This window comes from Pseudoalteromonas sp. QJM3NY_22 (assembly GCF_056173065.1).
In genome coordinates this window covers 3,969,326-3,995,210 of the sequence record NZ_CM149655.1, presented here as the reverse complement: position 1 = coordinate 3,995,210, position 25,885 = coordinate 3,969,326, and the positions used below count along the sequence as shown (strand labels likewise).

At 39.9% G+C, this 25,885-nt stretch carries 22 protein-coding genes; 17 read left to right on the top strand and 5 right to left on the bottom strand.

Annotated elements, in window-relative coordinates:
* Positions 1-142: 142 nt before the first annotated feature.
* The 3 genes from groL to AC0VZ4_RS18475 form a co-directional block, all read right to left on the bottom strand.
* Positions 143-1,792, bottom strand: coding sequence for a chaperonin GroEL (gene groL, locus AC0VZ4_RS18485; protein ID WP_475440398.1), 1,650 nt, complete (start codon positions 1,790-1,792; stop codon positions 143-145).
* A gap of 48 nt (positions 1,793-1,840) precedes the next feature.
* Entirely contained in the window at positions 1,841-2,128 is a 288-nt protein-coding gene (locus tag AC0VZ4_RS18480; RefSeq protein WP_002958836.1) for a co-chaperone GroES, read from the bottom strand.
* Positions 2,129-2,238: 110 nt separating this feature from the next.
* Positions 2,239-2,715: an FxsA family protein gene (locus AC0VZ4_RS18475; protein WP_149614009.1), complete on the bottom strand. Its 477-nt coding sequence runs from the start codon at positions 2,713-2,715 to the stop codon at positions 2,239-2,241.
* A gap of 178 nt (positions 2,716-2,893) precedes the next feature.
* Between AC0VZ4_RS18475 and cutA the strand changes: the two genes are divergently transcribed.
* The 15 genes from cutA to AC0VZ4_RS18400 all read left to right on the top strand — a co-directional run bounded on the left by cutA (position 2,894) and on the right by AC0VZ4_RS18400 (position 18,454).
* Complete coding sequence (gene cutA / locus AC0VZ4_RS18470) at positions 2,894-3,214, top strand: divalent-cation tolerance protein CutA (protein ID WP_007375930.1); 321 nt, start codon at positions 2,894-2,896, stop codon at positions 3,212-3,214.
* On the top strand, positions 3,214-5,043 hold the full coding sequence (locus AC0VZ4_RS18465) for a protein-disulfide reductase DsbD (protein ID WP_475440397.1): 1,830 nt from the start codon (positions 3,214-3,216) through the stop codon (positions 5,041-5,043). The genes cutA and AC0VZ4_RS18465 overlap by 1 nt, the downstream gene beginning before the upstream one ends.
* Before the next feature lie 228 nt (positions 5,044-5,271).
* Positions 5,272-5,724 carry a type II 3-dehydroquinate dehydratase gene (gene aroQ, locus AC0VZ4_RS18460; RefSeq protein ID WP_007375932.1) on the top strand — a complete coding sequence of 151 codons (453 nt, stop codon included), beginning with the start codon at positions 5,272-5,274 and terminating at the stop codon, positions 5,722-5,724.
* Between the two features lie 38 nt (positions 5,725-5,762).
* Positions 5,763-6,221, top strand: a complete 459-nt coding sequence (accB, locus tag AC0VZ4_RS18455) for an acetyl-CoA carboxylase biotin carboxyl carrier protein (RefSeq protein WP_007375933.1) — start codon at positions 5,763-5,765, stop codon at positions 6,219-6,221.
* Between the two features lie 26 nt (positions 6,222-6,247).
* On the top strand, positions 6,248-7,588 hold the full coding sequence (gene accC / locus AC0VZ4_RS18450) for an acetyl-CoA carboxylase biotin carboxylase subunit (protein WP_007375934.1): 1,341 nt from the start codon (positions 6,248-6,250) through the stop codon (positions 7,586-7,588).
* A 126-nt stretch (positions 7,589-7,714) separates the two neighbouring features.
* Positions 7,715-8,185: a tRNA (adenosine(37)-N6)-threonylcarbamoyltransferase complex ATPase subunit type 1 TsaE gene (gene tsaE, locus AC0VZ4_RS18445; RefSeq protein WP_475440396.1), complete on the top strand. Its 471-nt coding sequence runs from the start codon at positions 7,715-7,717 to the stop codon at positions 8,183-8,185.
* Positions 8,186-8,209: 24 nt separating this feature from the next.
* Complete coding sequence (locus AC0VZ4_RS18440) at positions 8,210-9,553, top strand: N-acetylmuramoyl-L-alanine amidase (protein WP_033038180.1); 1,344 nt, start codon at positions 8,210-8,212, stop codon at positions 9,551-9,553.
* A 36-nt stretch (positions 9,554-9,589) separates the two neighbouring features.
* Entirely contained in the window at positions 9,590-11,443 is a 1,854-nt protein-coding gene (mutL, locus tag AC0VZ4_RS18435) for a DNA mismatch repair endonuclease MutL (RefSeq protein WP_475440395.1), read from the top strand.
* A 10-nt stretch (positions 11,444-11,453) separates the two neighbouring features.
* Positions 11,454-12,371: a tRNA (adenosine(37)-N6)-dimethylallyltransferase MiaA gene (miaA, locus tag AC0VZ4_RS18430; protein WP_475440394.1), complete on the top strand. Its 918-nt coding sequence runs from the start codon at positions 11,454-11,456 to the stop codon at positions 12,369-12,371.
* An 81-nt stretch (positions 12,372-12,452) separates the two neighbouring features.
* Positions 12,453-12,716, top strand: coding sequence for an RNA chaperone Hfq (gene hfq / locus AC0VZ4_RS18425; RefSeq protein WP_007375939.1), 264 nt, complete (start codon positions 12,453-12,455; stop codon positions 12,714-12,716).
* Positions 12,717-12,731: 15 nt separating this feature from the next.
* Entirely contained in the window at positions 12,732-14,021 is a 1,290-nt protein-coding gene (gene hflX / locus AC0VZ4_RS18420) for a ribosome rescue GTPase HflX (protein WP_475440393.1), read from the top strand.
* A gap of 100 nt (positions 14,022-14,121) precedes the next feature.
* Positions 14,122-15,291, top strand: coding sequence for an FtsH protease activity modulator HflK (gene hflK, locus AC0VZ4_RS18415; protein ID WP_007375941.1), 1,170 nt, complete (start codon positions 14,122-14,124; stop codon positions 15,289-15,291).
* Positions 15,292-15,296: 5 nt separating this feature from the next.
* Entirely contained in the window at positions 15,297-16,175 is an 879-nt protein-coding gene (gene hflC / locus AC0VZ4_RS18410) for a protease modulator HflC (protein ID WP_007375942.1), read from the top strand.
* A 214-nt stretch (positions 16,176-16,389) separates the two neighbouring features.
* Complete coding sequence (locus AC0VZ4_RS18405; RefSeq protein WP_475440392.1) at positions 16,390-17,703, top strand: adenylosuccinate synthase; 1,314 nt, start codon at positions 16,390-16,392, stop codon at positions 17,701-17,703.
* Between the two features lie 112 nt (positions 17,704-17,815).
* A complete protein-coding gene (locus AC0VZ4_RS18400; protein ID WP_475440391.1) occupies positions 17,816-18,454 on the top strand; it encodes a tetratricopeptide repeat protein in 639 nt (212 codons plus the stop codon).
* Between the two features lie 68 nt (positions 18,455-18,522).
* Here AC0VZ4_RS18400 and AC0VZ4_RS18395 read toward each other — a convergent pair whose 3' ends face one another.
* The gene (locus tag AC0VZ4_RS18395) at positions 18,523-20,376 is read right to left on the bottom strand and encodes a cation:proton antiporter (RefSeq protein WP_475440390.1); all 1,854 of its coding nucleotides are present in this window, start codon (positions 20,374-20,376) and stop codon (positions 18,523-18,525) included.
* An 863-nt stretch (positions 20,377-21,239) separates the two neighbouring features.
* Here AC0VZ4_RS18395 and proB point away from each other — a divergent pair.
* Positions 21,240-22,346 (top strand): glutamate 5-kinase, encoded by a 1,107-nt coding sequence (proB, locus tag AC0VZ4_RS18390; RefSeq protein WP_007375946.1) that lies wholly within the window; start codon positions 21,240-21,242, stop codon positions 22,344-22,346.
* On the top strand, positions 22,343-23,590 hold the full coding sequence (locus tag AC0VZ4_RS18385) for a glutamate-5-semialdehyde dehydrogenase (protein ID WP_007375947.1): 1,248 nt from the start codon (positions 22,343-22,345) through the stop codon (positions 23,588-23,590). Before proB ends, AC0VZ4_RS18385 begins: the two co-directional genes overlap by 4 nt.
* A 55-nt stretch (positions 23,591-23,645) precedes the next feature.
* On the opposite strand, the gene AC0VZ4_RS18380 is transcribed toward AC0VZ4_RS18385, so the two are convergent.
* Positions 23,646-25,844 (bottom strand): two-component system response regulator, encoded by a 2,199-nt coding sequence (locus AC0VZ4_RS18380; RefSeq protein WP_475441683.1) that lies wholly within the window; start codon positions 25,842-25,844, stop codon positions 23,646-23,648.
* Positions 25,845-25,885 lie beyond the last annotated feature (41 nt).

The following is a 25,885-nucleotide window of genomic DNA, read 5'->3' as shown; positions in this document are numbered from 1 at the left end:
AAGAGCTATTAAGCTTTGAATTGAATTCTAAGGGCCAAATTTTGACTTCATACACCATATTGCAGATCTTGATGTGCTAAAAAGCAAAAAACCAGCCGAAGCTGGTTTTTATATAAGCGAGGTGCTTAAACGGTGATGTTTATTACATCATGCCGCCCATACCACCCATTCCGCCCATGCCGCCCATATCAGGTGCACCAGCAGATTCGTCTTTAGGGATTTCAGCTACCATTGCTTCAGTAGTGATCATTAGACCCGCAATAGACCCTGCAAATTGTAATGCAGAGCGTGTTACTTTAGTTGGATCTAGGATACCCATTTCAATCATGTCGTTGTATTCGCCAGTTGCTGCGTTGTAACCGTAGTTACCATCGCCGCCTTTAACTGCGTTAATTACAACTGATGCTTCGTCGCCTGCGTTTGTTACGATTTGACGAAGTGGCGCTTCCATCGCACGAAGTGCAACTTTAATACCGTGGTTTTGATCTTCGTTGTCGCCAACTAAATCAGCTAGCTTGCTAGCAGCACGTACAAGTGCAACACCGCCGCCAGGTACTACGCCTTCTTCAACCGCTGCACGAGTTGCATTTAATGCATCTTCAACGCGGTCTTTTTTCTCTTTCATTTCGATTTCAGTAGCAGCACCTACTTTGATTACTGCAACACCGCCAGCTAGTTTAGCCATGCGCTCTTGAAGTTTTTCTTTATCGTAGTCTGATGTTGCTTCTTCAATTTGTGCTTTAATTTGAGAAACACGACCGCTAATACCTGCTTCTTCACCAGCACCATCAATGATAGTTGTATCATCTTTAGTGATAATTACGCGTTTAGCTGTACCTAGGTCTTCAACTGTTGCTTTTTCAAGCTCTAAGCCGATTTCTTCAGAAATAACAGTACCGCCAGTTAATACAGCAATATCTTGTAGCATTGCTTTACGACGATCGCCAAAGCCAGGTGCTTTAACAGCTGATACTTTAACAATACCGCGCATGTTATTAACTACTAATGTAGCTAGTGCTTCGCCTTCAAGGTCTTCTGCAATGATTAGTAGTGGTTTACTTGCTTTAGCAACCGCTTCTAATGTTGGTAATAATTCACGGATGTTAGATATTTTTTTATCTACAAGTAGAATAAATGGGTTATCTAGTTCAACAGTGCCTTTTTCTGGGCTGTTGATAAAGTAAGGAGATAAGTAACCACGGTCAAACTGCATGCCTTCAACAACATCTAGTTCGTTTTCAAGTGATTGACCTTCTTCTACAGTAATAACACCACTGTTGCGGCCTACTTTTTCCATTGCTTGTGCAATGATATTACCAATCTCTTGATCAGAGTTAGCTGAAATAGTACCTACTTGTGCAATTGCTTTAGTATCAGAACAAGGAACAGATAACGCTTTAAGCTCTGCAACAGCAGCAATAACTGCTTTGTCGATGCCGCGCTTAAGATCCATTGGATTCATGCCTGCTGCAACAGCTTTAAGGCCTTCATTAACAATAGACTGTGCAAGTACTGTAGCGGTAGTTGTACCATCGCCGGCTGCATCATTTGCTTTAGATGCAACTTCTTTAACCATTTGTGCGCCCATGTTCTCAAACTTGTCTTCAAGTTCGATTTCTTTTGCTACAGATACACCATCTTTAGTGATAACTGGAGAGCCAAATGATTTGTCTAGTACAACGTTACGGCCTTTAGGACCTAATGTAACTTTTACTGCGTTTGCCAGGATGTTTACGCCAGTTAGCATTTTAGCGCGTGCGTCACCTGCAAAAAGTACTTCTTTTGCTGCCATGTTTTAAATTCCTCTAAATTCTTAAATGTTTATAAACGAAAAGTAGGTTTAGCCTACAATGCCTAAAATATTATCTTCACGCATGATCAGGTACTCTTGACCTTCGATCTTTTCAACTTTTTCAACATATGAGCCAAATAACACAGTGTCACCGGCTTTAACTTCTAACGCTCTCACGTCACCGTTATCTAAAACGCGACCATTACCTACGGCTACAACTTCTCCGCGAGTTGATTTTTCAGCTGCAGAGCCAGTTAATACAATACCGCCAGCAGATTTTGTTTCTTCTTCTAGACGTTTAACGATTACGCGATCTTGTAAAGGACGAATGTTCATGTTTTTTAGTTCTCCTAACAGTTTCTGAACAGTACAGAAAAAAGCTTTTCTAATTTGCATTCATTAATGGGGGTAGAGTGAAAAATTCCAAGAGAAAAAACGATAAATTTTTAATCTTTTCGCTCATATTCACCATCAATAGTGGTCGGCTGGTCCATTTGCTGCTGTTCACGCGGTGAATGTGGTTGTTGAGCAAACGGTGATGGCCCTTGTTGCATGCTTGCGCTCATTTTAACAGTTGCTTGGCTAGCAAGGCCTGCTGCCAATTTGTTACGAATTGCAGGCGTTAATAATAGTAGCCCAAATACGTCAGTCATAATGCCAGGAGTAAGTAGTAATACACCTGCAATTACAACGCATATTCCGGTAAATAATTCTTTAGCTGGCATTTGCCCTTGTGCCATTTGCGTTTGTACGTTTTGCAGGGCACTCATACCTTGTTGTTTAACCATTTTTGCACCTAAAATCGCGGTAATAACAACAAGTGCGATTGTTGCAAACCCACCAATCACATCGCTTACTTGAATCAGTAAGGCAATTTCGATAATAGGGATGATGATAAACAACACAAATAAAAATCTAAACATAACGCTCTCTAAATAATGACACTCAAAAGAGTTGATGAAATATAAATGAGGGTGACGAGGTCTCTTTTCAAGGTTAGGGCATAGGTATAGTCATTTTACTGATATTTAAGCGTCTACACATTGTATCGGCTATCAGATACTATGAAGCTAGACACTGTTAAATAAGTAAAGGTTCACAATGACTACGCAATTTAAACTGATTTTCACGATCTGCAAAGATGAAGACGAAGCACGTATACTTGCAAGGGCATTAGTTGAGCAAAAGCTTGCTGCTTGTGTAAATATTTTACCCAATGTGGGATCTATTTATATGTGGGAAGGCGAAGTGGCTGAAGCGACTGAAACTAAACTACTTATAAAAACGAAATCAGACAAAATGAACGATGTGTTTGTAACAATAAAAGCAATGCATAGTTATGAAGTTCCAGAGATACAAGTTATTGATGTTGCAACTGGAAACTTAGCATATTTTAATTGGATGGATGAGGTACTGAATTAATGCGTTTTTTCTTTTTATTATTGGTAACGCTATTAACTGCGCCTGTAAAGGCTACAACTAATAATGTGCTTGGTGATCTCCTTGGGCCTCCGCAACAGACTTTTTTACCTGTAGACCAAGCGTTTATGTTTGACTTTGATCAGCAAGGCAGCACCTTGTTTGTAGGTTGGGATATAGCGCCAGACTATTATTTATATAAAAAGAAAATAGAAATTATCGCCAAAGGTGCAAACATTCAAGTAGGCGACTCCGGCAGTGGCGAAATTATTGAAGATGAATTTTTTGGTAAAACAGAGGTTTTTTTTAATTCCGCAAGTGTTATTAGTAAGCTAAGTAATGTTACCGACGGTGCCGTAGTTAAAGTGCGTTACCAAGGCTGTGCTAAAGCCGGGCTTTGTTATCCGCCAGAAGTGATTAGCATTCCACTTAGTGTAATTAATGGCGCACAGGTTAAAAATGTAGAGCAAAATAACACTACAGATGAAGCAGCAACTGCGCAAAGTACGTTTGCAGCACTCAATGAGCCTGCCACTGAACCTACAACAAATTCGGATGATGGCGAAAAAGAACTTACTTTTACCGAGCAGTTAGCAAGTCAGGGCTTAATAACTAATTTACTCATATTTTTTGCTGTTGGTGTTGGCCTTGCTTTTACGCCATGCGTATTCCCTATGTTTCCTATTTTGTCGAGCTTAATTGCGGGTCAGCAAAACCTTTCAACTAAAAAAGCCTTTGCACTATCGTTTGTATATATACAAGGTATGGCTGTTACTTACGCAGCACTAGGTTTGGTTGTTGCAGCGCTTGGTGGGCAAGTGCAGGGGTATTTACAGCATCCATTTGTGTTAATCAGCTTTAGTTTATTATTTGTATTATTGGCTATGTCTATGTTTGGCTGGTACGAAATAAAACTGCCAAGCAGTATGATGAGCAAGTTAACTCAGGTAAGTAATAATCAAAAAGGCGGCAACTACGTTGGCGTATTTTTAATGGGCGTGCTTTCGGGATTAATAGCATCACCGTGTACTACCGCGCCACTGTCGGCTGCGCTCTTATTTGTTGCGCAAAGTGGTGATTACTTAGTAGGTGGTTTAACACTATACGTGCTTAGTTTAGGTATGGGGTTACCACTTTTATTACTTGGTACATCTGGCGGTAAATTGCTGCCTAAAGCCGGTGGTTGGATGGAGCAAGTTAAAACCTTGTTTGGTTTTGTGATGCTCGTTGTGCCGCTTATATTACTTGAACGCCTAATCAGCGCCGACATTATATTATTAATGGCAGGTGTGCTTGCATTAGCAACGGCACTGTACTTACATCATTGGCAGAGTAGCCAAACACAAAGCATGTTAAAAACTGCATTGTGGTTTGCTGCAACGCTATTAGTTATTACAGGCTTTACGTTAACAAAAAACTACTTTTGGCCGGTACAAGCGGTGCAGGTAAGCTCGCAAAGTAATGAGTTTAAAAAGGTGGCTGATTTAGCTGAGCTAAAAGAAGCGGTTGCACAAGCAAACGACGACGGTCGAATGGTTATGGTCAACTTATATGCTGACTGGTGTGTGGCGTGTAAAGAGTTTGAGCATTACACGTTTCCAGATGCCAAAGTGCAAAGTGAATTTAGCCATTATCAGCTAATTCAAGTTGATTTAACTAACAGTGACAATAAAACAATTGAGCTAATGGAAGAGTACACCGTGTTTGGTTTACCTAGTATTTTGTTTTTTAATACTCAAGGGCAAGAGCTTAGTATGCAACGAGTGACTGGCTTTTTAAACGCTGATGATTTTGCTAAACACCTAGCTATAGTGCGCGCCAGCGCACAATAATAGTGCAATAGTGCCACCTATACTGATTAAGTGGCACCTTCTTTATTCTTCTGATACCTGTACCCATCACACTGATAAGACCAGTATTTTGCTGCTATTTACGTCGAAATCACTATAATAGTTGGTTAACGTGAGAAATTGTTGCTACATTGCTTTTTCTACTTACTTAAAAGTGAAAAATTAGTTAGTAACCGCTTAACTCATTACTTATAGGATATATCGCGTATTATGGCTGCAAAATTTAACCTTTTAGTTATAAATGGTCCAAATTTAAACATGCTTGGCAAACGTGAACCGGACAAATACGGTTTTCAGACGCTCAGTGAGATTATGAACGAACTAACCAGTGCTGCTGATAGTCTAGATGTTAAGTTAACGCATTTTCAAAGTAATAGTGAGCAAGTACTCATCGAACGAATTCACGATGCTTGGCAAGCGGTTGATTACATAATTATCAACCCAGCTGCATTTACGCATACTAGCGTCGCATTACGTGATGCACTGTTAAGTGTTGATATTCCGTTTTTTGAGGTGCACTTAAGTAACGTGCACGCACGTGAAGCCTTTCGTCATCATTCGTATTTTTCTGATGTGGCACAAGGCGTGATATGTGGATTAGGTGCAATGGGTTATCACGCAGCATTAAATGCAGCAGTTAACCGGTTGCAAAACGCAATTTAATTTTAAATTAACACACAAACTAACAGGCGGGTCGTGTAATGGATATTCGCAAGATAAAGAAGCTTATCGAATTAGTAGAAGAATCAGGTATTGCTGAGCTAGAAATCACTGAAGGTGAAGAATCAGTACGTATTAACCGTAACAATATGAGCGCAGGCCCAGGTTACCCGCAATTTGCTCCACAGCAATATGCACCAGCGCCAGCAGCACCAGTTGCAGCGGCTCCTGTAGCTGTTGAAGCAGCAGCACCAGCTGAGCCTATGGGTCATCAAGTTAAATCACCAATGGTTGGTTCTTTTTACTCAGCTGCGTCCCCTGAAGCGCCAGCATATGTAGAAGTAGGTCAGCAAGTTAAAGTTGGCGATACACTTTGTATTATCGAAGCTATGAAAATGATGAACCAAATTGAATCAGATAAAGCCGGTACAGTAAGAGCTATCTTAGCTGAAAATGGCGAGCCAATAGAATTTGATCAACCTCTATTCATCATTGAATAATAGCGTAACCTAAAAGGCCAACTCTAATGTTAGATAAAGTAGTCATTGCAAACCGAGGTGAAATTGCACTTCGTATATTGCGCGCCTGCAAAGAGCTTGGGATCAAAACGGTTGCTGTGCATTCAACGGCAGATCGCGATCTTAAGCATGTATTGCTTGCAGATGAAACCATCTGTATTGGTAGACCATCAGCAACTGAAAGTTATTTAGATATTCCGCGCATTATTGCTGCGGCTGAAATAACTGACGCTGTAGCGATTCATCCTGGTTACGGTTTCCTTGCAGAAAATGCTGATTTTGCCGACCAAGTTGAGCAAAGTGGTTTTGTATTTATTGGCCCTCGTGGCGACACTATTCGTCTTATGGGTGATAAAGTGTCTGCTATCGCAGCAATGCGTAAAGCAGGCGTTCCATGTGTTCCAGGCTCTGACGGCCCAGTATCAGATGATAAAGAACGCAACATGCAAATCGCTAAGCGTATCGGTTACCCGGTAATCATCAAAGCTGCTGGTGGCGGTGGTGGTCGTGGTATGCGTGTTGTTCGCAGCGAAGCTGAACTTATTGATTCAATTGCATTAACACAGCAAGAAGCTAAGCAATTCTTTGGTAATAGCATGGTTTACATGGAAAAATTCCTTGAAAACCCACGCCATATCGAAGTTCAAGTATTAGCAGACGGCCAAGGTAATGCAGTACATTTAGGTGAACGTGATTGTTCTATGCAACGTCGTCACCAAAAAGTAGTTGAAGAAGCGCCAGCACCAGGAATTACTGCTGAAACGCGTAAGTTCATTGGCGAGCGCTGTACACGTGCATGTATTGAAATTGGATACCGCGGTGCAGGTACGTTTGAGTTTTTATACGAAAACGGCGAGTTTTACTTCATCGAAATGAATACACGTATTCAGGTTGAACACCCTGTAACTGAAATGGTTACTGGTATCGATTTAGTGAAAGAGCAGTTAAAAATTGCAGCGGGTCAGCCATTATCATTCACTCAAGACGACGTTGTTATTCGTGGTCATGCTATTGAGTGTCGTATTAATGCTGAAGATCCGGAAACGTTTATCCCGTCACCGGGTAAAATTACCCGTTTCCATCCAGCGGGTGGTTTAGGTATTCGTTGGGACAGCCATATTTACGCTGACTACACGGTTCCACCACATTACGATTCAATGATTGGGAAGCTAATTACTTACGGTGAAAACCGTGACGTAGCTATTGCTCGCGCGCGCAATGCACTTAACGAGCTAGTAATTGACGGAATTAAAACTAATACTCCTTTGCATAAGAGAATTCTTGCAGATGAAAACTTCCAAAATGGTGGCACTAACATCCATTATCTTGAGAAAAAATTAGGGTTATAATTCTAGCGTTTTAAAAAACCGGCTTAGGCCGGTTTTTTTATGCCTGAAACTGCAATTTATCGCCTTAAATAAATATTCTGGTATGATTGGCAAACATGCGCTTTTAAGTAAATTTTTGAGGTAGTAATGACGCGTAGTTTTGAATCACACCTAAATGATGAAGGGGCAACCGTTACTATGGGAAACCAAGTTGCAGCTATTATAGAGCAAGGTGCGGTGATTTATTTACATGGCGATTTAGGTGCTGGTAAAACCACGTTTACCCGTGGCGTAGTGCAAGGCTTTGGCCATGTTGGTAAGGTTAAAAGCCCCACATATACGTTAGTAGAACCTTATGAGCTTGAACGAGCAAATGTTTATCATTTTGATTTATACCGTTTAGGCGACCCTGAAGAACTCGAATACATGGGAATACGCGATTATTTTTCAGCAAATGCAATTTGTGTTGTTGAATGGCCTGAAAAAGGTGGCGAATTTATTCCTGTGCCTGATTTAGATATTACCCTAAGCTATGTGGGTAACGAACGTAAAATTGTTATTAATAGTGCGAGTGATCGCGGTGTAGCAATTGTCGAAAAACTAAATAAAAAACAATAAAATAGTGAAGGCAGTAATTATCAAATGAGTCGAGGTGCAGTTAAACTCTTTATTTACCTTATGGTTATTACCATAAGCCTGCCGCTGTGGGCGAAAAATACTATTAATAGCGTACGTGTATGGCCATCACCAGACAGTACGCGTGTGGTGTTTGATTTAAATGACAAGCCCGACTTTAGTTATTTTATGCTAAAAAACCCTAGCCGCTTAGTGGTCGATTTAGAAAATACTAGCGAGTTGAAAATACTGCCAGGTGTACCACCAAAACATCAAATAGTGAGCAAGCTACGCTACTCAAAACCTAAAAATAAGCACAGTGTACGGTTAGTATTTGAATTAAACGCACCAGTAAAGCCTGTTGTGTTTGCTTTAGCACCTACTGGTCCTTATAAAAATAGACTCGTTGTTGATTTATATAATAAGAGCCAAGCAAAAACTGTTGTATCACCTGCACAAACAGCGGCTAAAAATCGCCAATTAAGTCAAGAACGCGACATTGTTATTGCAATTGATGCAGGCCATGGCGGCGAAGATCCTGGCTCCATAGGTCCATCAGGCACGTACGAAAAAACAGTCACATTGCAAATAGCAAAGCGATTAGAGCGTATGATCGACGGTGAGCGCGGTATGATTTCACGTATGGTACGAAGCGGTGATTATTTTGTAAAACTCAATACGCGTACTAATCGAGCTCGTGAAAAAAAGGCCGATTTTTTTGTTTCTATTCATGCAGATGCATTTACAAGCCCAGGACCAAATGGTGCCTCTGTTTGGGTGTTATCATTAAGGCGTGCTAATTCAGAAATAGGTAAATGGATAGAAGATAAAGAAAAGCACTCTGAGCTTTTAGGTGGTGCTGCTGATGTGATGAAAGATGCCGCTAATGAAAAATATCTAGCACAAGCATTGCTTGATATGTCGATGGACCACTCGATGAAAACTGGCTTAAGTGTAGCCGACGAGGTGGTTAAAGAGTTGCGTAAAGTTGCCAAACTGCATAAAAAAGATCCGCAACACGCGAGCCTTGCTGTACTTAAGTCACCAGACATTCCATCTATTTTGGTAGAAACGGGGTTTATATCTAACCCGCGAGAAGAAAAATTACTTAAAAGCGCTAATCATCAAGAGCGTTTAGCTAAAGCGATATTTACTTCAATTAAAAATTATTATTTAAAAAATCCACCTGATGATTCTTTATTTGCTAAATTAAAGTCGCAATACCCAACAAAACATAAAGTACGCCCTGGAGAGTCTTTGAGTATGTTGGCAAGTCGTTATGGCATTACGGTCAGTAAATTAAAGCAAGTTAATAAACTAAGCTCTAATACTTTATTTATTGGGCAAGAGCTTGATATACCGCAAAGTTAGTCACTATTATCAGCGCAATGTTTGCTAGGAAGTTCCATGAATATTGAAATATTACCCGCGCGTTTAGCCAATCAAATAGCTGCAGGCGAAGTGGTCGAGCGTCCAGCGTCGGTAGTAAAAGAGCTAGTCGAAAATAGTTTAGATGCTGGTGCTAACCGTATTCAAATAGATATAGAGCGCGGCGGTCATAAGCTTATTCGTATTCGTGATAATGGCGCTGGGATAAGTAAAGATGAGCTAACGCTCGCGCTTTCTCGCCACGCAACAAGTAAATTAAAATCACTTGATGACCTTGAAAACATTTGCTCACTTGGCTTTAGAGGGGAAGCACTTGCGTCAATTAGTTCTGTGTCGCGTTTAACGCTGAGCTCAAAACCAAAAGAGCAAGAAGCTGCTTGGCAAGCTTTTGCAGAAGGCCGCGACATGGCCGTGCAAGTAAAGCCAGTAGCGCACCCCGATGGCACAACCATTGAAGTAAAAGATTTATTTTTTAATACTCCAGCACGTCGTAAATTTTTACGCACCGAAAAAACTGAATTTAACCATATTGATGAGTTGATAAAGCGTATTGCGCTTAGTCGCTTTGATGTCTCTATTACACTAACTCACAACGAAAAAGTAGTAAGGCAGTATCGTGCCAAAACTGATCCCTCTCAGGCTATAACACGCGTAGCACAAGTTGCAGGCAAGGCCTTTGCCGAGCAAGGTTTGCATATTCAATCAGGAGAAGGCGGTTTACAGTTGCATGGTTGGGTGCTGCCTGTAGGCTCAGCGAACACTACTCAGTACACTTATGTGAATAATCGCATGATGCGCGATAAGCTTATTTTACATGCGATACGCCAAGCGTTTGAAGAGGTGAGTGGGACGCAAGAGCTACCTGGGTTTGTTATTTATATTGATATTGACCCACGACAGGTCGATGTAAATGTTCACCCTGCTAAGCATGAAGTGCGTTTTCATCAAGGGCGATTAATTCATGATTTTATATTGCAAGCTATTAAGCAAGTTGTAGTACCTTTGCAAGGTGAGTTTGTTAGCGAGTCAGTAAGCACTGAAACTGAATTTCCTTCTGTGCTCACAAGCCCAACACATAGTAGCGGTAATAATATAGAGAGCGATGGAGTATTTGATTACCCTAAATCGCAACTACAGCCTTCTTATTCTGGAACGACAGGTAGTTCGTCATCAGGCACACGAAGTGGCGTGGGGAGTGGGACATATCGCGCTACATCAAGTGCGAATCATCATGATGTAAATGCATTTTATCAAGGTGTGAGTGAGCAACACGCTGCGCATTTTGACAATGCAGTAAACATACCCGCTGTACAACAGCCGTTAGAGCCAGCACAAACGCATAATACTTTACAGATGGTTTCTATCATTAGTGTTAATGAAGGTGCGTGTGTATTTAGTGCAGAGCAGCAATTGTATTGCTCACATTTCAAATATGTATTAGTGGATGATTGGCATAATCAAATCAAGGAGCTTGGGAGCTTAGAAGGGAAAGCCCTTTTGTTACCTGTGCGGGTAAGCCTAGACAAAGAAGATTGCTTGCTTATAAAGGCTCAGCAATCGTGGTTTACTTTACTTGGTTTTGAACTCGTAATAGAAAAACAGTTTGTAATGGTTAAAAAATTACCAGCGTGTTTATATTTACTTGATGTAAGTACAGCAATAGGTGAGCTGCTTAATGCATGTAAAGCGGGACTCGAAAATATAGAGAACTGGTTAGCGTGGCAGATGAAATGTGTACCAACTCGATTTTATTTGAGCAATGTATTTTTAGCGCAACAAATACGCTTACAAAATAATCCGCAAACTATTGAACGCTTACGCGAAAAAGCAGTTAAAATAGAGTTAAATCACTATTTAACGCAATTAGATTAAGGTATCAGTGTTGAGTAATTTACCAGTTATATTTTTAATGGGTCCAACTGCTGCTGGTAAAACAGCATTGGCTATCTCACTGTGCGAGCATTTAAATACAGAAATAATCAGCGTTGATTCAGCGTTAGTGTATAAAGATATGAACATTGGAACTGCAAAACCCGATGCAGAAGAACTTGTTAAAGCTCCACATCATTTAATTGATCTACTTGACCCGAGTGAAACGTATTCAGTTGCAGATTTTAGGCGCGATGCAGTGCAAAAAATTGACGAATTCCATAGACAAGGTAAAGTGCCTGTATTGGTTGGGGGTACAATGTTGTACTTCAAATCTTTAATTGATGGTTTATCGCCTTTGCCTGAAGCAGATGCAGTAATAAGAGCAGAATTAGAAGCACAAGCTAAAGAATTTGGCTGGCCTCATTTATATAAAGAATTAGCTAAAGTTGACCCTAAAGCAGCTGAAAAAATGAGTGAAAATGATTCACAAAGAATTAATCGCGCTTTAGAAGTTTACCGATTAACTGGTAAAGCCATGACTGAGTTGCAAAAGCAAAAACAGCCACCTTTACCTTATACTTTTCATCAATTTGCGATTGCACCGCAAGAACGCAGTGAATTACATGCGCGAATTGAAGAAAGGTTTAAAATAATGATTGATCAGGGGTTTGAAAATGAAGTTTCGACCCTATATCTACGTAAGGATTTACACCCCAATATGCCTTCTATTCGTTGTGTAGGTTATAGACAAATGTGGGATTACCTTGCGGGTGAGATAGACCATGATGAAATGGTTTTCCGCGGCATCGCTGCTACACGTCAATTGGCCAAACGTCAATTAACTTGGTTGAGAAGCTGGCCTGATGTTACTTGGTTAACAACAGGTGATGAAGAAAACTTGCATCGTGTAGTAAGTTCGCTAAGCTAGTAGTAGTTGAACAAAATTTAGCTTTGTTAAATAAGTTCAGCCACTTAATTATAATAACACCTAGAACGAAGGAATAATAACATGGCAAAAGGCCAATCGTTACAAGACCCATTTTTGAATGCACTACGTCGTGAGCGCATTCCAGTATCAATCTTTTTGGTAAATGGCATAAAATTACAAGGTAAAATTCAGTCATTTGACCAATTTGTTATTTTACTTGAAAATACTGTAAACCAAATGGTGTATAAACACGCAATTTCAACAGTTGTACCTGCTCGCGCAGTCAACTTCCAAGGTGTTCAAGGGGATGAGAGCACTGAAGAGCCAGAAGCTGGAAACTTTTAATTAGGAGCGTAATGCTTGTTTGACCGCTATGAATCCGGCGAACAGGCAATTTTAGTTCATATCGACTTACCTAAAGAAGGAGATCGTGAAGATCTTCATGAATTAGAAATGTTGGTATCCTCTGCTGGTGTTAGTAGTTTGGCGGTTGTGCAAGGCAGCCGTCAAGCACCACATCCGAAACTATTCGTCGGTACCGGTAAAGCAGAAGAAATAGCTGAAATTGTCAAAATCCACAATGCAGATGTCGTTATTTTTAATCATCAACTCAGACCGTCACAAGAGCGTAACTTAGAACGCGTTTGTGAGTGTCGTGTACTTGATAGAACGACGCTAATTCTTGATATTTTTGCCCAACGTGCACGTACCCATGAAGGTAAGCTGCAGGTTGAATTGGCACAACTTCGCCATATGTCAACTCGATTAATTCGAGGCTGGACCCATCTTGAACGTCAAAAAGGCGGGATTGGCTTGCGTGGGCCAGGTGAAACCCAACTTGAAACCGACAGACGATTACTTCGTGCTCGTATTCAAAATATTCGTGCGCGTTTGGCTAAAGTAGCTGTACAGCGCGAACAAGGTAGGCGAGCTCGTACACGTAATGAAATACCTACTGTATCGTTAGTGGGTTACACGAATGCGGGTAAATCTACGTTATTTAATCGTATTACACACTCAGACGTATATGCGGCCGATCAGTTGTTTGCAACGCTTGATCCAACTTTACGCAAGCTTGAATTAGGTGATGTTGGCCCCGTTATTTTAGCGGATACGGTTGGTTTTATTCGTCATTTACCGCATGACTTAGTCGCGGCTTTTAAAGCAACGCTTACTGAAACACGTGAAGCTGATTTACAGCTACATGTAATTGACGCAGCAGACTCTCGTCTTCAAGAAAATATTGAACAAGTACAATCTGTGCTTAAAGAAATTGAAGCCGATGAAGTACCACAGCTATTAATTTATAATAAAATTGATGCGCTAGATAACGTAGCTCCCCGTATTGATCGCGATGACGAAGGACAACCTATAAGGGTGTGGCTTAGCGCCCAGACTGGTGAGGGCTGTGAATTACTTAGTGAGGCCATTAGTGAGTTACTTGCTAAGAAAATGCTTAACGAAACCTTATTTCTTACGCCATTGTATGGTCGCCTAAGGGCTGCATTATTTAGTTTAAACGCAGTGCATGAAGAGCGATTTGATGATCAAGGTAATTGGCTGTTAGATGTTAGAATGCCTATGGTTGAGTGGAATCGTTTAATTAAAGAATTTGGTCCTGAAATTGCTGGTTTTATCAGCCGTAATTAAAAATTGACGTTTAAATGTCGGTTTTTGTATGAGAAACGCGGTAGATTTGTTAGATTTAACACAATTTCCTAATTTATTTAGATAACAATGGAGTATAGCTATGGCCTGGAATGAACCGGGTAATAATGGCAATGACAAAGATCCGTGGAATAATAAAGGCGGACGTGATCAAGGCCCACCTGATTTAGACGAGGTGTTCCGTAAATTTAGTAACAAGTTCGGCGGCTTATTTGGCGGGAAAAAATCCGGCAATGGTAGCGGTGGTGGACTTGGCGGAGCCGGTATTTCATTTATACTTATTATCGCCGTTATTGTATGGGCGTTAAGTGGTATTTACACGGTAAAAGAAGCCGAGCGTGGTGTGGTTCTTCAATTTGGCAAATATGACCGAATTGCAGATCCAGGTCTGCGTTGGAAAATGACGTTTATTGAAACAGTGATCCCAGTCGATATTGAAGCAGTTCGTTCACTATCAGCTACTGGCTTTATGTTAACTGAAGACGAAAACGTAGTAAGCGTTGAGTTTCAGGTGCAATACCGAGTTATTGACCCATACCTTTACAAATTTAGTGTAACTAATGCTGATAGCAGCTTAGAAGAAGCATTAGATAGCGCACTGCGCTATGTTGTGGGCCATGCCAAAATGGACCAAGTTTTGACTAATGGTCGTGAGGTTGTTCGTCAAAATACATGGGATGAGCTTAATAAGATTATCGAACCATATAACTTGGGTTTAATTGTAACTGACGTTAACTTTAAAGATTCTCGTCCGCCAACTGAAGTTAAAGATGCATTTGATGATGCAATTGCTGCACAAGAAGATGAAGAACGTTTCATTCGTGAAGCAGAGGCCTACGCCCGTGAAATTGAGCCTCGTGCACGTGGTCAAGTAACACGTATGACGCAGGAAGCTGAAGGTTACCAAGAGCGTATAACTTTAGAAGCACAGGGTGAAGTGGCTCGGTTTGAAAAGTTATTACCTGAATATCAAGCAGCTAAAGAAGTTACTCGTGAGCGCTTATACATTGATGCAATGGAAGAAGTGTTAGGGAGTAGTTCTAAAGTATTGGTTGATGTGAAAGGTGGTAATAACATGATTTATTTACCGCTTGATAAGATCATGGATAAGCAAGGCACAGCAACACGTGTTGCTCTACCAAGCTCAAGTGATATTCAAGATTTACGTAATAAAGTGAATACATCACGCAATAGCACTGTTAATGGTGGTAATGACCGCTTTAACAATGATCGCTTTAATGAAGGGAGATAAGCATAATGAAAAACTTTAGTTTAGTAATACTATTAGCTGCCATTGTGATGTCTTTCTCGTCAGTCTTTGTTGTACCTGAAGGGCAAAAAGCAATTGTTTTGCTATTTAGCAAAGTACAAAAAGACAGTGAAGACAGTGCTGTTGTTTACAGCCCTGGTTTACACTTTAAAGTACCGTTTTTTAGCCAAGTACGACGTATTGATGCGCGTATTCAAACATTAGATGGTACGCCAGACCGCTTTGTTACAAGTGAAAAGAAAGACTTAATTGTTGATTCATTTGTAAAATGGCGTGTAAACGATTTTAGCACTTTTTACTTACGTGCTCGTGGCGATAAGCAATATGCTGAAACGTTACTTGAACAAAAAGTAAATAATGGCTTGCGTACTAACTTTGGTACGCGAACTATTCGCGAAATTGTATCAGGTGAGCGTAGCGAGTTAATGGAAGAGGCGTTAGTACAAGCTTCTGAAAGTGCACGCGAGTTAGGTATTGAAGTACTTGATGTGCGTGTTAAGCAAATCAACTTACCTCAAGAAGTCAGTAGCTCTATTTATCAACGTATGCGCGCTGAGCGTACTGCCGTTGCAAAAGAGCATCGTTCTGAAGGTCAAGAAAAAGCTGAAACTATTCGTGCCGGTGTCGATCGCCGTGTAACGGTTATGCTTGCTGATGCAGAGCGTAATTCTCGTTCTGTACGTGGTCAAGGTGATGCAGACGCTGCTGGGATTTATGCAAATGCATATAATAAAGACCCTGAGTTCTTTAGTTTTGTACGCTCGCTAGAAGCATATAAAAAGACTTTTAAAAATAAGCAAGACGTTATGGTGCTTTCACCAGATAGCGACTTCTTCCAATATATGAAAGGTGCTAAAGCTCAATAAGCTTTACATTAAGTATTTAAAAGTTAAAAGCCTCGCATTTGCGGGGCTTTTTGTTAATGGGTATTTAATAGTTTAAATTACTGTTATTTATGTGGTTATTAGCTATCGTTTAGGTTTAAAAAAAACTACGCGGAAAAAATAAGCTGAACAGGGGTGATCTTTACTTTAGTTTTCTGGTAAAATCTCGTCCTAATTTTCTCTAAGTGAATTTACAATGGGTAAAAACGTTGTTGTATTAGGCACCCAATGGGGTGACGAAGGTAAGGGTAAGGTAGTTGACCTCCTTACGGACAAAGCATCTTTAGTAGTTCGTTATCAAGGTGGCCACAATGCGGGTCATACTTTAGTTATCGAAGGTGAAAAGACGGTTCTACACCTTATTCCATCGGGTGTATTACGTGACAATGTTAAATGTGTGATTGGTAATGGTGTAGTTTTATCACCAGAAGCGCTAATGAGAGAAATTGGCATGCTTGAAAAGCGCGGCGTACCAGTACGCGAGCGTCTTTTAATAAGCGAAGCATGTCCACTAATCTTGCCTTTCCATGTTGCATTAGATGTAGCCCGCGAAACTGCTCGTGGCGATAAGCCAATTGGAACTACCGGTCGTGGTATCGGTCCAGCGTACGAAGATAAAGTGGCGCGCCGTGGTTTACGTGTAGGTGACTTGTTTAATCCGGAATTATTTGCAACTAAATTAAAAGAAGTTCTTGAATACCATAACTTCACTTTAGTTAACTACTACAAAGTAGATGCTGTAGATTTCCAAAAAACGTTTGATGATGCAATGGCTGTTGCTGATATCTTAAAAGCAATGGTTGTAGATGTGACTGAGCTTTTAGATCAAACGCGTTTAGCAGGCGAAAACATTTTATTTGAAGGTGCACAAGGTACGTTACTTGATATCGATCACGGTACTTACCCTTATGTAACGTCTTCAAATACTACCGCTGGTGGCGTTGCGACGGGTGCAGGTTTTGGTCCATTAAACCTTGATTACGTTCTAGGTATTATTAAAGCGTACACGACACGTGTTGGTTCAGGTCCTTTCCCTACAGAGCTTTACGATGGTCTTGATAAACAAGATCCAGTTGGTAAGCATTTAGGCGATAAAGGCCATGAGTTTGGTGCAACAACAGGTCAACTTCGTCGTACTGGTTGGTTAGATGCAGTGGCTATGCGCCGTGCAGTTCAAATCAACAGTATTTCAGGTTTTTGTTTAACTAAGCTTGACGTTTTAGATGGTTTAGAAACACTTAAAATCTGTATTGGTTACAAGCTCGAAGATGGTACAGTTACTAACGTAACGCCATTAGCAGCTGAAGGTTACGATAAAGTAACACCAGTATACGAAGAGATGCCAGGTTGGTCAGAGAACACAGTTGGTGTAACAAGTCTTGACGGTTTACCAAAAGCTGCAATTGACTACATCAAGCGTATTGAAGAAATTACGGGTGTTCCAATTGATATTATTTCTACAGGTCCTGATCGTGTAGAGACTATGGTACTTCGCAACCCGTTTGCGTAATTACTATTAGATTAAAAAAAGCTGCCTAGTGCAGCTTTTTTTGTGCCTAAAATTCACTTTGGAACGATCTTTGTATAGTATTTTGTAGATATCATTTTTATATGTGGCGAATATGCGTTTATTATTTTGTAATTCAATGTTGGCAATATCGCTAACATCACTCTCTTTACTCATAAGTGGCAATAGCTTAGCTGAGGAAACATCTGCTGCTGTGCCGTTGTACACTGAGCCTGAGTTGATTGCATTGATAAATAAAAATGTCCATTTACAGCGCGTAAAGGCTGATGATTGCCAGTTAGTGCAAGATATAGAAGCACGAGCCAATAAAATGGCGTTACCGTCTTATCAGTTTTTATATGGCGATATGCTGGCTTATAACGTATGCGTTGATCGCAATGTAGAGTTAGGTTTGTATTATATGCGTAAAGCTGCTCAGCAGGGCTTAGCGGCAGCATTAGAGCAACTAGGACGTTACTACGACACTGGCCGATTAGTGCAACAAGATAAAGCGATGGCAATTACTTATTTACGTGAAGCTTCATCGCAAGGCAATTTAAAAGCTCAATTGCGCTTGGTTAAATTATTTAATGATGGCTTTGGTAGTCCACGAGACTTTGAAGATGCGTATCGATGGTTGTTTAACTCTATGGTAGCAGATAAAGCAACCCATCAAAAAATTGAACAATCACTTACTCAATTAGCTGAAAAAATGCCAGCAAGTGTGGTTGCTCGAGCTCGTCTTCCTATTTAATGGCTTTAAAAAACAAACCCTAACTTTTTAAGTTAGGGTTTTTTAGTTTTTACAGACTGTAAAAGTATTTAACTGTCTTCTTTAGCCTTTGTTTGCGGGTCTTTTAAAACTGACATTTTAGGCGGCTGTAATGCAACAACGCGTTCGCCTTCTTGCGGCGGTTTTTCCATGTTGATTGTAAACGGTCTGAGCTTAATTGGTGTATCCTCATCACTGTCTTTATCACCAATGAGAATAAACAGTGGTATAGCCTCAGGGTTCATTTCTAGATATTGCTCCCAGCTAAATTCATCAGAAATACGTGTTGAACTAACTTTACCACCTTTAGCTATAATGCTGCTTAAGCGTGCATATGACCCTTCGTCACCAAAAAGTATTTGTCGTGATAAAAACGTTGCGCTGTCTTTATTTGCTTTTGCGTGCGACGTTGAAGAGCGCAATGAGAATACATTTTTCTCATTAAGTAAGTGAGAAAAATATTGGACGCCCAACGCGTTGTGATGACGATTAGGTGAGAGTGCTAGTACACTGCGAATAGTAGTTAGTGGTAAATAGCGTTCGGCGTGCTCCGATTGCGGGTTACCGTAATAACACGCTAAGCCATCCATACGTGCCATTCTACAGTTTTCCCATGCTGGGTCTGATAAATGAACAGGAATATTTTGATCTTTTAAGCCTCGGCCAATGGCACGTGCAACATGGTTTGCACCAATAATCAAAATCGTATTTGGCGATGGTTGGCGTACACCTAAAAGTTTAGCAACAGGAATCGCAGTTAAGCTCTGTAGTACAACGGTAATTATAATTACTGTAAATATGAGAGGTACCATTTTTTCAGCATCAGCATCAGCAACACCAGACTCCATCATACTAAGTGCAAATACCGACCCAACGGCAGCGGCGACTATACCGCGTGGAGCTATCCAAGCAAGTACCAAGCGAGACTTCATTGGTAGGTCAGTACCAAAGGTCGAAATAGCAATACATAATGGGCGTGCAACAAAAAGTACGATGGCTAAAAATATAAATACATCGCTGTCGAGCATCATTAAATCAGAGAGCTGTAAGCGTGCTGCAAGTAAAATAAACAGCGTTGATATTAATATCATCGACAAGTCTTCTTTGAACTCAAGTACAGAATCTATTTCTAAATCGTCTTGGTTAGCAAGCCAAATGCCAAATACTGTCACAGCTAAAAGACCCGATTCATGGCTTAAATAGTTTGATACAGAAAAACTAATGAGTACTAACGCTAAAATTCCAAACTTATGTAATTCAAATGGTAGCCATTCGCGGCGCATTAATAGTGTTGTTAGCCAGCCTGCAGCAACACCAATACTTAAACCAACGCCGAGGGTTTTAACTAAAGCAATAATAGTGTGGCTAAATACTTCGCCTTGGCCTACAAGCATTACGGCTTCAAATACTAATACAGCAAACAATGCGCCGATTGGGTCTATTACAATACCTTCCCAGCGTAGTATGCGGTCAATGTCTTGTGTTGGGCGCATTGAGTTTAATAGCGGTGCTATCACAGTAGGGCCTGTTACAACTAACACTGCACCTAATACTGCAGCTACACGCCAATTAAGCTCAAGTAACCAATAGGCGCTTAGGCTAATAATAATACAGGTAGTAAGCATGCCGATTGAGCAAAGGTTTCTTACAACTTTTCCAATCCCTTTTAATTCTCTGAAATGCAGAGTAAGTGAACCTTCAAATAAAATGATTGCAACGCTTAGTGATACAACTGGAAACAGTAAATCACCTAACAATGCATCAGGGTCTAAAACACCACTAAATGGCCCAAGTAAAAGACCAGTAAGCAATAAAAAAAGAATAGCGGGTACTCTAAATGCCCACGCGACCCATTGGGCAAGTACAGAGCAAAGTGCGATACCGGCTATATAAATTGCTGACATAGATTAAGAATTCCTTATTTATGACGATATATTTTAAAAGTATAACTTTTGTTAACTATTAATACAGGGGTATACACGGGAAATTCAAATATTACTTATCAATTTTAGCTGCTAATAAAAGATTAGTGAGCTTTAATTTTGGATCTCGGATGCAAAGACTTTATAAAAGTACATTAACTATTGTTATCTTATTGATTAATATTAAAAATATATGTTTTCATTATTAATGTGCAATAGCTTTGTTTGAATTTTAGTCTTGATCTTACTGTGTAATTTAGCGTATTATACTTCGAGTTCGAATTATTAGTTATCTAATTAAGATTGTTGGTTAAAATAGTTGAACGTTAATGCCACGGTCATTTTTACTGCTTATAATCATGTTTTGGATACTAAATTAGTATCTGAACGTTAAAATTTTATTTTCCGAATTCTTAAGTATAGTTTTATTGGACAAGTTTGTTTATTTCATTTAACAAATAAAAGTTTGAGTTGAACTATTACTTTTCAATATTTAATCCCCATCGTGGCGATTAAATCTCGGTCCTTGAGTCTTCACCCTATCTGTTGGTGTATCAGACTCTAGAGGCTCTATGTATGTTGTTAATAGAAAAGCCACACACAGCTTTTTACAGCGATGCATAAACAACACTTTTAAACTTTCTTATTGGTACTGCTCATAACACTGGGTGGGTGCTACTTTATATCTGAGCTTAAATTTAAAACAACGTTTTAGATTTGGCCTTTTTGTGTGCGTTTAAAAGTGCTGTCAAACGATAAATAAATTCGAAGCAAGGTTTTATACCTAGCTACTTAGTTTTAGCTCACGAGTAGTGAGCGCAAATAAAATGGAAAGTTGAGCATTTATGCAAAAGTTAAATTGGCGACGCATTGTACTTAAAGTAGGCAGCGCTTTAATTGCACCGGATCACGATGGCTGCCGTTCACGTTATATATTAACCATCGCACAGTTTATTGTTCGTTGCCGTGCGCGTGGTATTGAGGTGATCCTGGTTTCGTCTGGTTCGGTAGCGGCTGGCGCGCACTTGTTTCCATCAGATAAACCACGTTCAGTTGTAATGAAAAAGGCAATGGCGGCAGCAGGCCAAACAGAAATGATTGCCATGTGGGACCGTTTTTTTGACTTTCCATCAGCGCAATTACTATTAACTCATGGTGATTTACGTGATCATGAGCGTTATCAAAGTATTCGGGAAACCGTATTTACGTTACTTGAGCACGGTGTGCTACCAATCATCAATGAAAATGATGCTGTGACAACAGACGATTTACGAGTAGGTGATAACGATAATTTATCTGCTATGGTTGCCGCTGCAGCAGATGCAGATGCTTTACTGATTTTTTCGGATGTTGATGGGTTATATGATAAAAATCCTAATTTGCACGACGATGCTGTTTTATTACCTGAAATAAAATCAATTGATGAATCTATTTATGCTATGGCAGGATGTGCTACGAGTGCTGTGGGCACCGGTGGTATGAAAACCAAAATAGAGGCTGCGGAAAAGGCAACATCACACGGTATAGCCACTTATATTATTAATGGCTTTAAAGAAGAAACATTTACTCGATTATTAGCTGGAGAAAATCCAGGTACTATTTTTTCGCCATACGAAAAGCCAATGCAAGATTCTGTACATTGGATGACACATACAGCAAACGAGCAAGGTGAAGTTGTTGTTGATGGGTCGTTTGATGAGTCATTAGAAGGTGAAACTGGGTGTATTCGCGGCGATGAGATCGTTGAAGTACACGGTGAATTTGCTATCGGTGATACCATTTTAGTACGAAGTGAAGACGGTACGCGTCTAGCTAAAGCGACCGCAAATTATAGTAGCTGTTTGTTAAACTTTATTGCAGACAACGAACAGAGTGAATTCAGCGAAAAAATGCAGGATTCAATTGGACCAGTTATATCTGAAAAACATATCGCATTATTGGAGAAGTCATGAGTTTAATTACGGACATTTCACGTCAGGCAGCTAAAGCTGCACATACACTTGCTTTACTCGATACCGAGACTAAAAACCAAGTATTAGTTGAAATGGCAGCGGCATTAAGAGAGCAAAAAGCATTTATAATAAAAGAAAATGAAAGTGATTTAAGCGCAGCACGCGACAATAACTTAGCTGCCTCAATGATCGACCGCTTAACGTTAAACGATGAGCGTATTGAATCAATGGCACAAGGCATTGAAGTTATAGTAAGCCTTGATGATCCTGTTGGTCAGCTACGAGATATTACCGAGCGTCCAAACGGTATCAAAATTCGTAAAATGCGCGTACCTCTTGGCGTTGTATGTATGATTTACGAAGCACGCCCGAATGTGACAGCAGACGCTGGTGCATTATGTTTTAAATCAGGTAATGGCGTAATTTTACGTGGCGGTAAAGAAGCACTTAGAAGTTCACAAGCTATCGCAAGTGTGATGCATAGCGTACTTGAAAAGCATAACTTACCAGTATCACTTATTTCAGTGATTCCAGATCCAGATCGTGCGCTATTAATGGAGTTAATGCAGCAACGCGAAAGTATTGATTTAATTATTCCACGTGGCGGCGAAGGCTTAATCAACTTTGTTACTGAAAACAGTACGATTCCTGTAATTCAGCATTACAAAGGTGTTTGTCATCTATATGTGGATAAAGATGCAGATCTAGAAGTTGCCCTTAACTTACTACTTAATGGTAAAACGCAGCGTACCGGTGTTTGTAATGCACTAGAGGGCTTAGTCGTTCATCAAGATGTGGCAGATGAGTTTTTAAATCTGTGTGCAGTCGTATTACGCCAAGAAGGTGTGAAAATAAATGCAGACAGTTTTGCAGCTAAATATTTTGATAACGCAACCGTTTTAGCTGATGATGAATTTGGTGAAGAGTATCTAGATTTAGAAATTGCTATTCGCGTTGTTCCAAGCTTTACGGCAGCAGTTGAGCATATTGCACAGTTCGGTTCAAACCACACCGAAGTAATTTGTACTAAAAATCAAACTGCCGCAGAGTTATTTCAACGCAGTGTTGATGCTTCTGTAGTAATGGTTAACGCGTCATCTCGCTTTTCTGATGGCTCACAATTGGGTCTAGGTGCGGAGATTGGTATAGCGACCTCTAAGCTTCATGCATACGGTCCAATGGGGCTTGAATCACTCACTACTGAGAAGTACTTAGTAAATGGCGAAGGCCAAGTTCGTGAATAAATTAACGATGTAAGTAATAAAGCCGAGCATTGCTCGGCTTTTTTGTATTTGTGGTTTATTTTAATTTTTTTATCCAATCACTTGCTGGTTCTGGCTTATGCAAATGATAGCCTTGCATAATTACTTCAGGGTACTCTTGGAATAAATCAAAGTGGGACTGATTCTCTACTCCTTCGGCAACAACTTTCAACTGAAATAGCTTTCCTAAGCTAACAATCATATCAATAATTAATTTATCGTTGTTATCAGTCGGCGCATCAAACACAAATGAGCGGTCTATCTTCAATTCTTGAATAGGCAATTGTTTGAGGTAGGTAAGACTTGAATAACCCGTACCAAAGTCATCAATGGATACACGAACACCTAAGTTTTTTAGGTATTGTACCGCCTCAATGGCGGACTCTATGTGATTGAGTAAGGTGCCTTCAATAATTTCGATAGTTAACTGGTTTGGTTTTATTTCGTAAAACTCTATTTTAGTTTTTAATAATGATAGGAAGCGTGCTTCATGAAAGTGTCTACCACTAATATTTACCGATAAGCTCAGTGTTGAATGACGATCATCTAACTGTTGAATAAGCGACAAAGAATTTGTAAGTACCCATGAGTCTAGTTCATAAATAATGTCTGACTCTTCAGCAATAGGAATAAACTCAGCGGGGCTAATAAAGCCTTTCTCAGGATGCATCCACCGTAAGAGCACTTCGCCACCTTTTAACTTTTGCTGACTATCAAATTGAGACTGAACATAAAGTGTTAATTCATTTTGCGATATTGCTTTTCGTAAGTCTTGTTCAATTTCAAAGCGGCGTTTTGCCTGTTCACCAAAAGAGTTATCAAAGAAAGTAACTCTATTACCACCTTTTTCTTTTGCTTTATAACAAGCAGCTTCGCAGTTTCGGATCGTTTCAATTGCATTTTCCCACTGATCTTCTCTAGGGAAAATATAGGTGCCGATGCTAATCGTAATACTTATTTGTTGATCATCAATTATGAAAGGCTCGTTAATAACTCTTAATAGCTCTTGTGCCTTATGTTCTGCAATTTCTTGTGATCTTAGTTGACCAACGCCTTTGTCAACACTACTCAAAGCGGCAAATTCATCGCTGCCTAAGCGTGCAATAACATCTTTTTTATCAAGTTTATTATGGATACGATTGGCAAGTTCTTTAAGAACTTTGTCGCCTGCTAACAAACCAAGGCCATCATTAATTGAGTGAAAGCTGTCTATGTCTATTATATAAATATAAGCATAGTTATTGTCTAAAGAACATCGCTGTAATTGTTGTTCTAGCTGCTTTAGAAAACCGTTTCGGTTAGGTAAAGCGGTTAGTTCGTCATGCCAAGTAAGGTAGTCAATGCGTTCTTGAGTTACTTTCAAACTCGAAATATCACTAAATACACCAATGAAATGAACATTTGAGTCTTGTTCACCTTTTACCATACTTAGTGTCAGTAATTCAGGATATAGCTCACCATTTTTACGACGCGTAACGAGCTCTCCGCTCCAATAGCCGGCTTTGTTTGCGTGGAGCCAAACATTATTAAAACTAATGCCAGGTTGATTATTTTGTTTTAGCTTATGTAACTTAATATCTAGCGCTTCGGCTTCAGTAAAGCCTGTGATACGGCAAAATGAAGGGTTAACGGCAATTATTTTTCCATCGGAATCAGTAATAACAACACCATCGGCAGTACTCACCAACGCCTGATAGAAAAGCTTGTGTTTAGATGATAATTGCTTAAGCTCCTCTTCTCTTTCACTTAATTCTTGTGCTAGAGATTCTATTTCAAGGAGCTTATCGTGCAGGTCAAAGTTCTTCTCTATAAGTCGGTCTAACATACCTTGCGATGTTATGTGAGTACGAATTCTGGCTCTTACTAAAGCAAGTTTATAAGGCTTGTGGATATAATCAATAGCACCTAATTCAAACCCATGTTCTTCTGAGTCTTCAGTGGTCAGTGCTGTCACAAAAATAATGGGGATTCCTTTGGTATTTTGGCGTGATTTTAATATTTCACATACTTCATAGCCATCCATACCCGGCATCATTATATCAAGCAGAATTAAATCAGGGCGTGTTGATTCTATAAAAGTTAGGGCTTGTTCGCCGCTAATAGATACTCTAACGTCATAGTCAGCAAGTAACCCTTCAACTAATACATGAAGATTATTTGGCTCATCATCAACAATTAACACTAAGGGTTTGTGTTTTTTATCTTGAGCTTCACTAGTATTTTTAGCCGGATACATCGAATGCACATTCAATCCTTTTGAGTCTTTAATATCTAATC

Excerpts from the sequence above, each read along its gene's own strand:
- groL (WP_475440398.1), bottom strand. The coding sequence starts at position 1,792 with ATGGCAGCAAAAGAAGTACTTTTTGCAGGTGACGCACGCGCTAAAATG.
- AC0VZ4_RS18480 (WP_002958836.1), bottom strand. The coding sequence starts at position 2,128 with ATGAACATTCGTCCTTTACAAGATCGCGTAATCGTTAAACGTCTAGAA.
- AC0VZ4_RS18475 (WP_149614009.1), bottom strand. The coding sequence starts at position 2,715 with ATGTTTAGATTTTTATTTGTGTTGTTTATCATCATCCCTATTATCGAA.
- cutA (WP_007375930.1), top strand. The coding sequence starts at position 2,894 with ATGACTACGCAATTTAAACTGATTTTCACGATCTGCAAAGATGAAGAC.
- AC0VZ4_RS18465 (WP_475440397.1), top strand. The coding sequence starts at position 3,214 with ATGCGTTTTTTCTTTTTATTATTGGTAACGCTATTAACTGCGCCTGTA.
- aroQ (WP_007375932.1), top strand. The coding sequence starts at position 5,272 with ATGGCTGCAAAATTTAACCTTTTAGTTATAAATGGTCCAAATTTAAAC.
- accB (WP_007375933.1), top strand. The coding sequence starts at position 5,763 with ATGGATATTCGCAAGATAAAGAAGCTTATCGAATTAGTAGAAGAATCA.
- accC (WP_007375934.1), top strand. The coding sequence starts at position 6,248 with ATGTTAGATAAAGTAGTCATTGCAAACCGAGGTGAAATTGCACTTCGT.
- tsaE (WP_475440396.1), top strand. The coding sequence starts at position 7,715 with ATGACGCGTAGTTTTGAATCACACCTAAATGATGAAGGGGCAACCGTT.
- AC0VZ4_RS18440 (WP_033038180.1), top strand. The coding sequence starts at position 8,210 with ATGAGTCGAGGTGCAGTTAAACTCTTTATTTACCTTATGGTTATTACC.
- mutL (WP_475440395.1), top strand. The coding sequence starts at position 9,590 with ATGAATATTGAAATATTACCCGCGCGTTTAGCCAATCAAATAGCTGCA.
- hfq (WP_007375939.1), top strand. The coding sequence starts at position 12,453 with ATGGCAAAAGGCCAATCGTTACAAGACCCATTTTTGAATGCACTACGT.
- hflK (WP_007375941.1), top strand. The coding sequence starts at position 14,122 with ATGGCCTGGAATGAACCGGGTAATAATGGCAATGACAAAGATCCGTGG.
- hflC (WP_007375942.1), top strand. The coding sequence starts at position 15,297 with ATGAAAAACTTTAGTTTAGTAATACTATTAGCTGCCATTGTGATGTCT.
- AC0VZ4_RS18405 (WP_475440392.1), top strand. The coding sequence starts at position 16,390 with ATGGGTAAAAACGTTGTTGTATTAGGCACCCAATGGGGTGACGAAGGT.
- AC0VZ4_RS18400 (WP_475440391.1), top strand. The coding sequence starts at position 17,816 with ATGCGTTTATTATTTTGTAATTCAATGTTGGCAATATCGCTAACATCA.
- AC0VZ4_RS18395 (WP_475440390.1), bottom strand. The coding sequence starts at position 20,376 with ATGTCAGCAATTTATATAGCCGGTATCGCACTTTGCTCTGTACTTGCC.
- proB (WP_007375946.1), top strand. The coding sequence starts at position 21,240 with ATGCAAAAGTTAAATTGGCGACGCATTGTACTTAAAGTAGGCAGCGCT.
- AC0VZ4_RS18385 (WP_007375947.1), top strand. The coding sequence starts at position 22,343 with ATGAGTTTAATTACGGACATTTCACGTCAGGCAGCTAAAGCTGCACAT.
- AC0VZ4_RS18380 (WP_475441683.1), bottom strand. The coding sequence starts at position 25,844 with ATGTATCCGGCTAAAAATACTAGTGAAGCTCAAGATAAAAAACACAAA.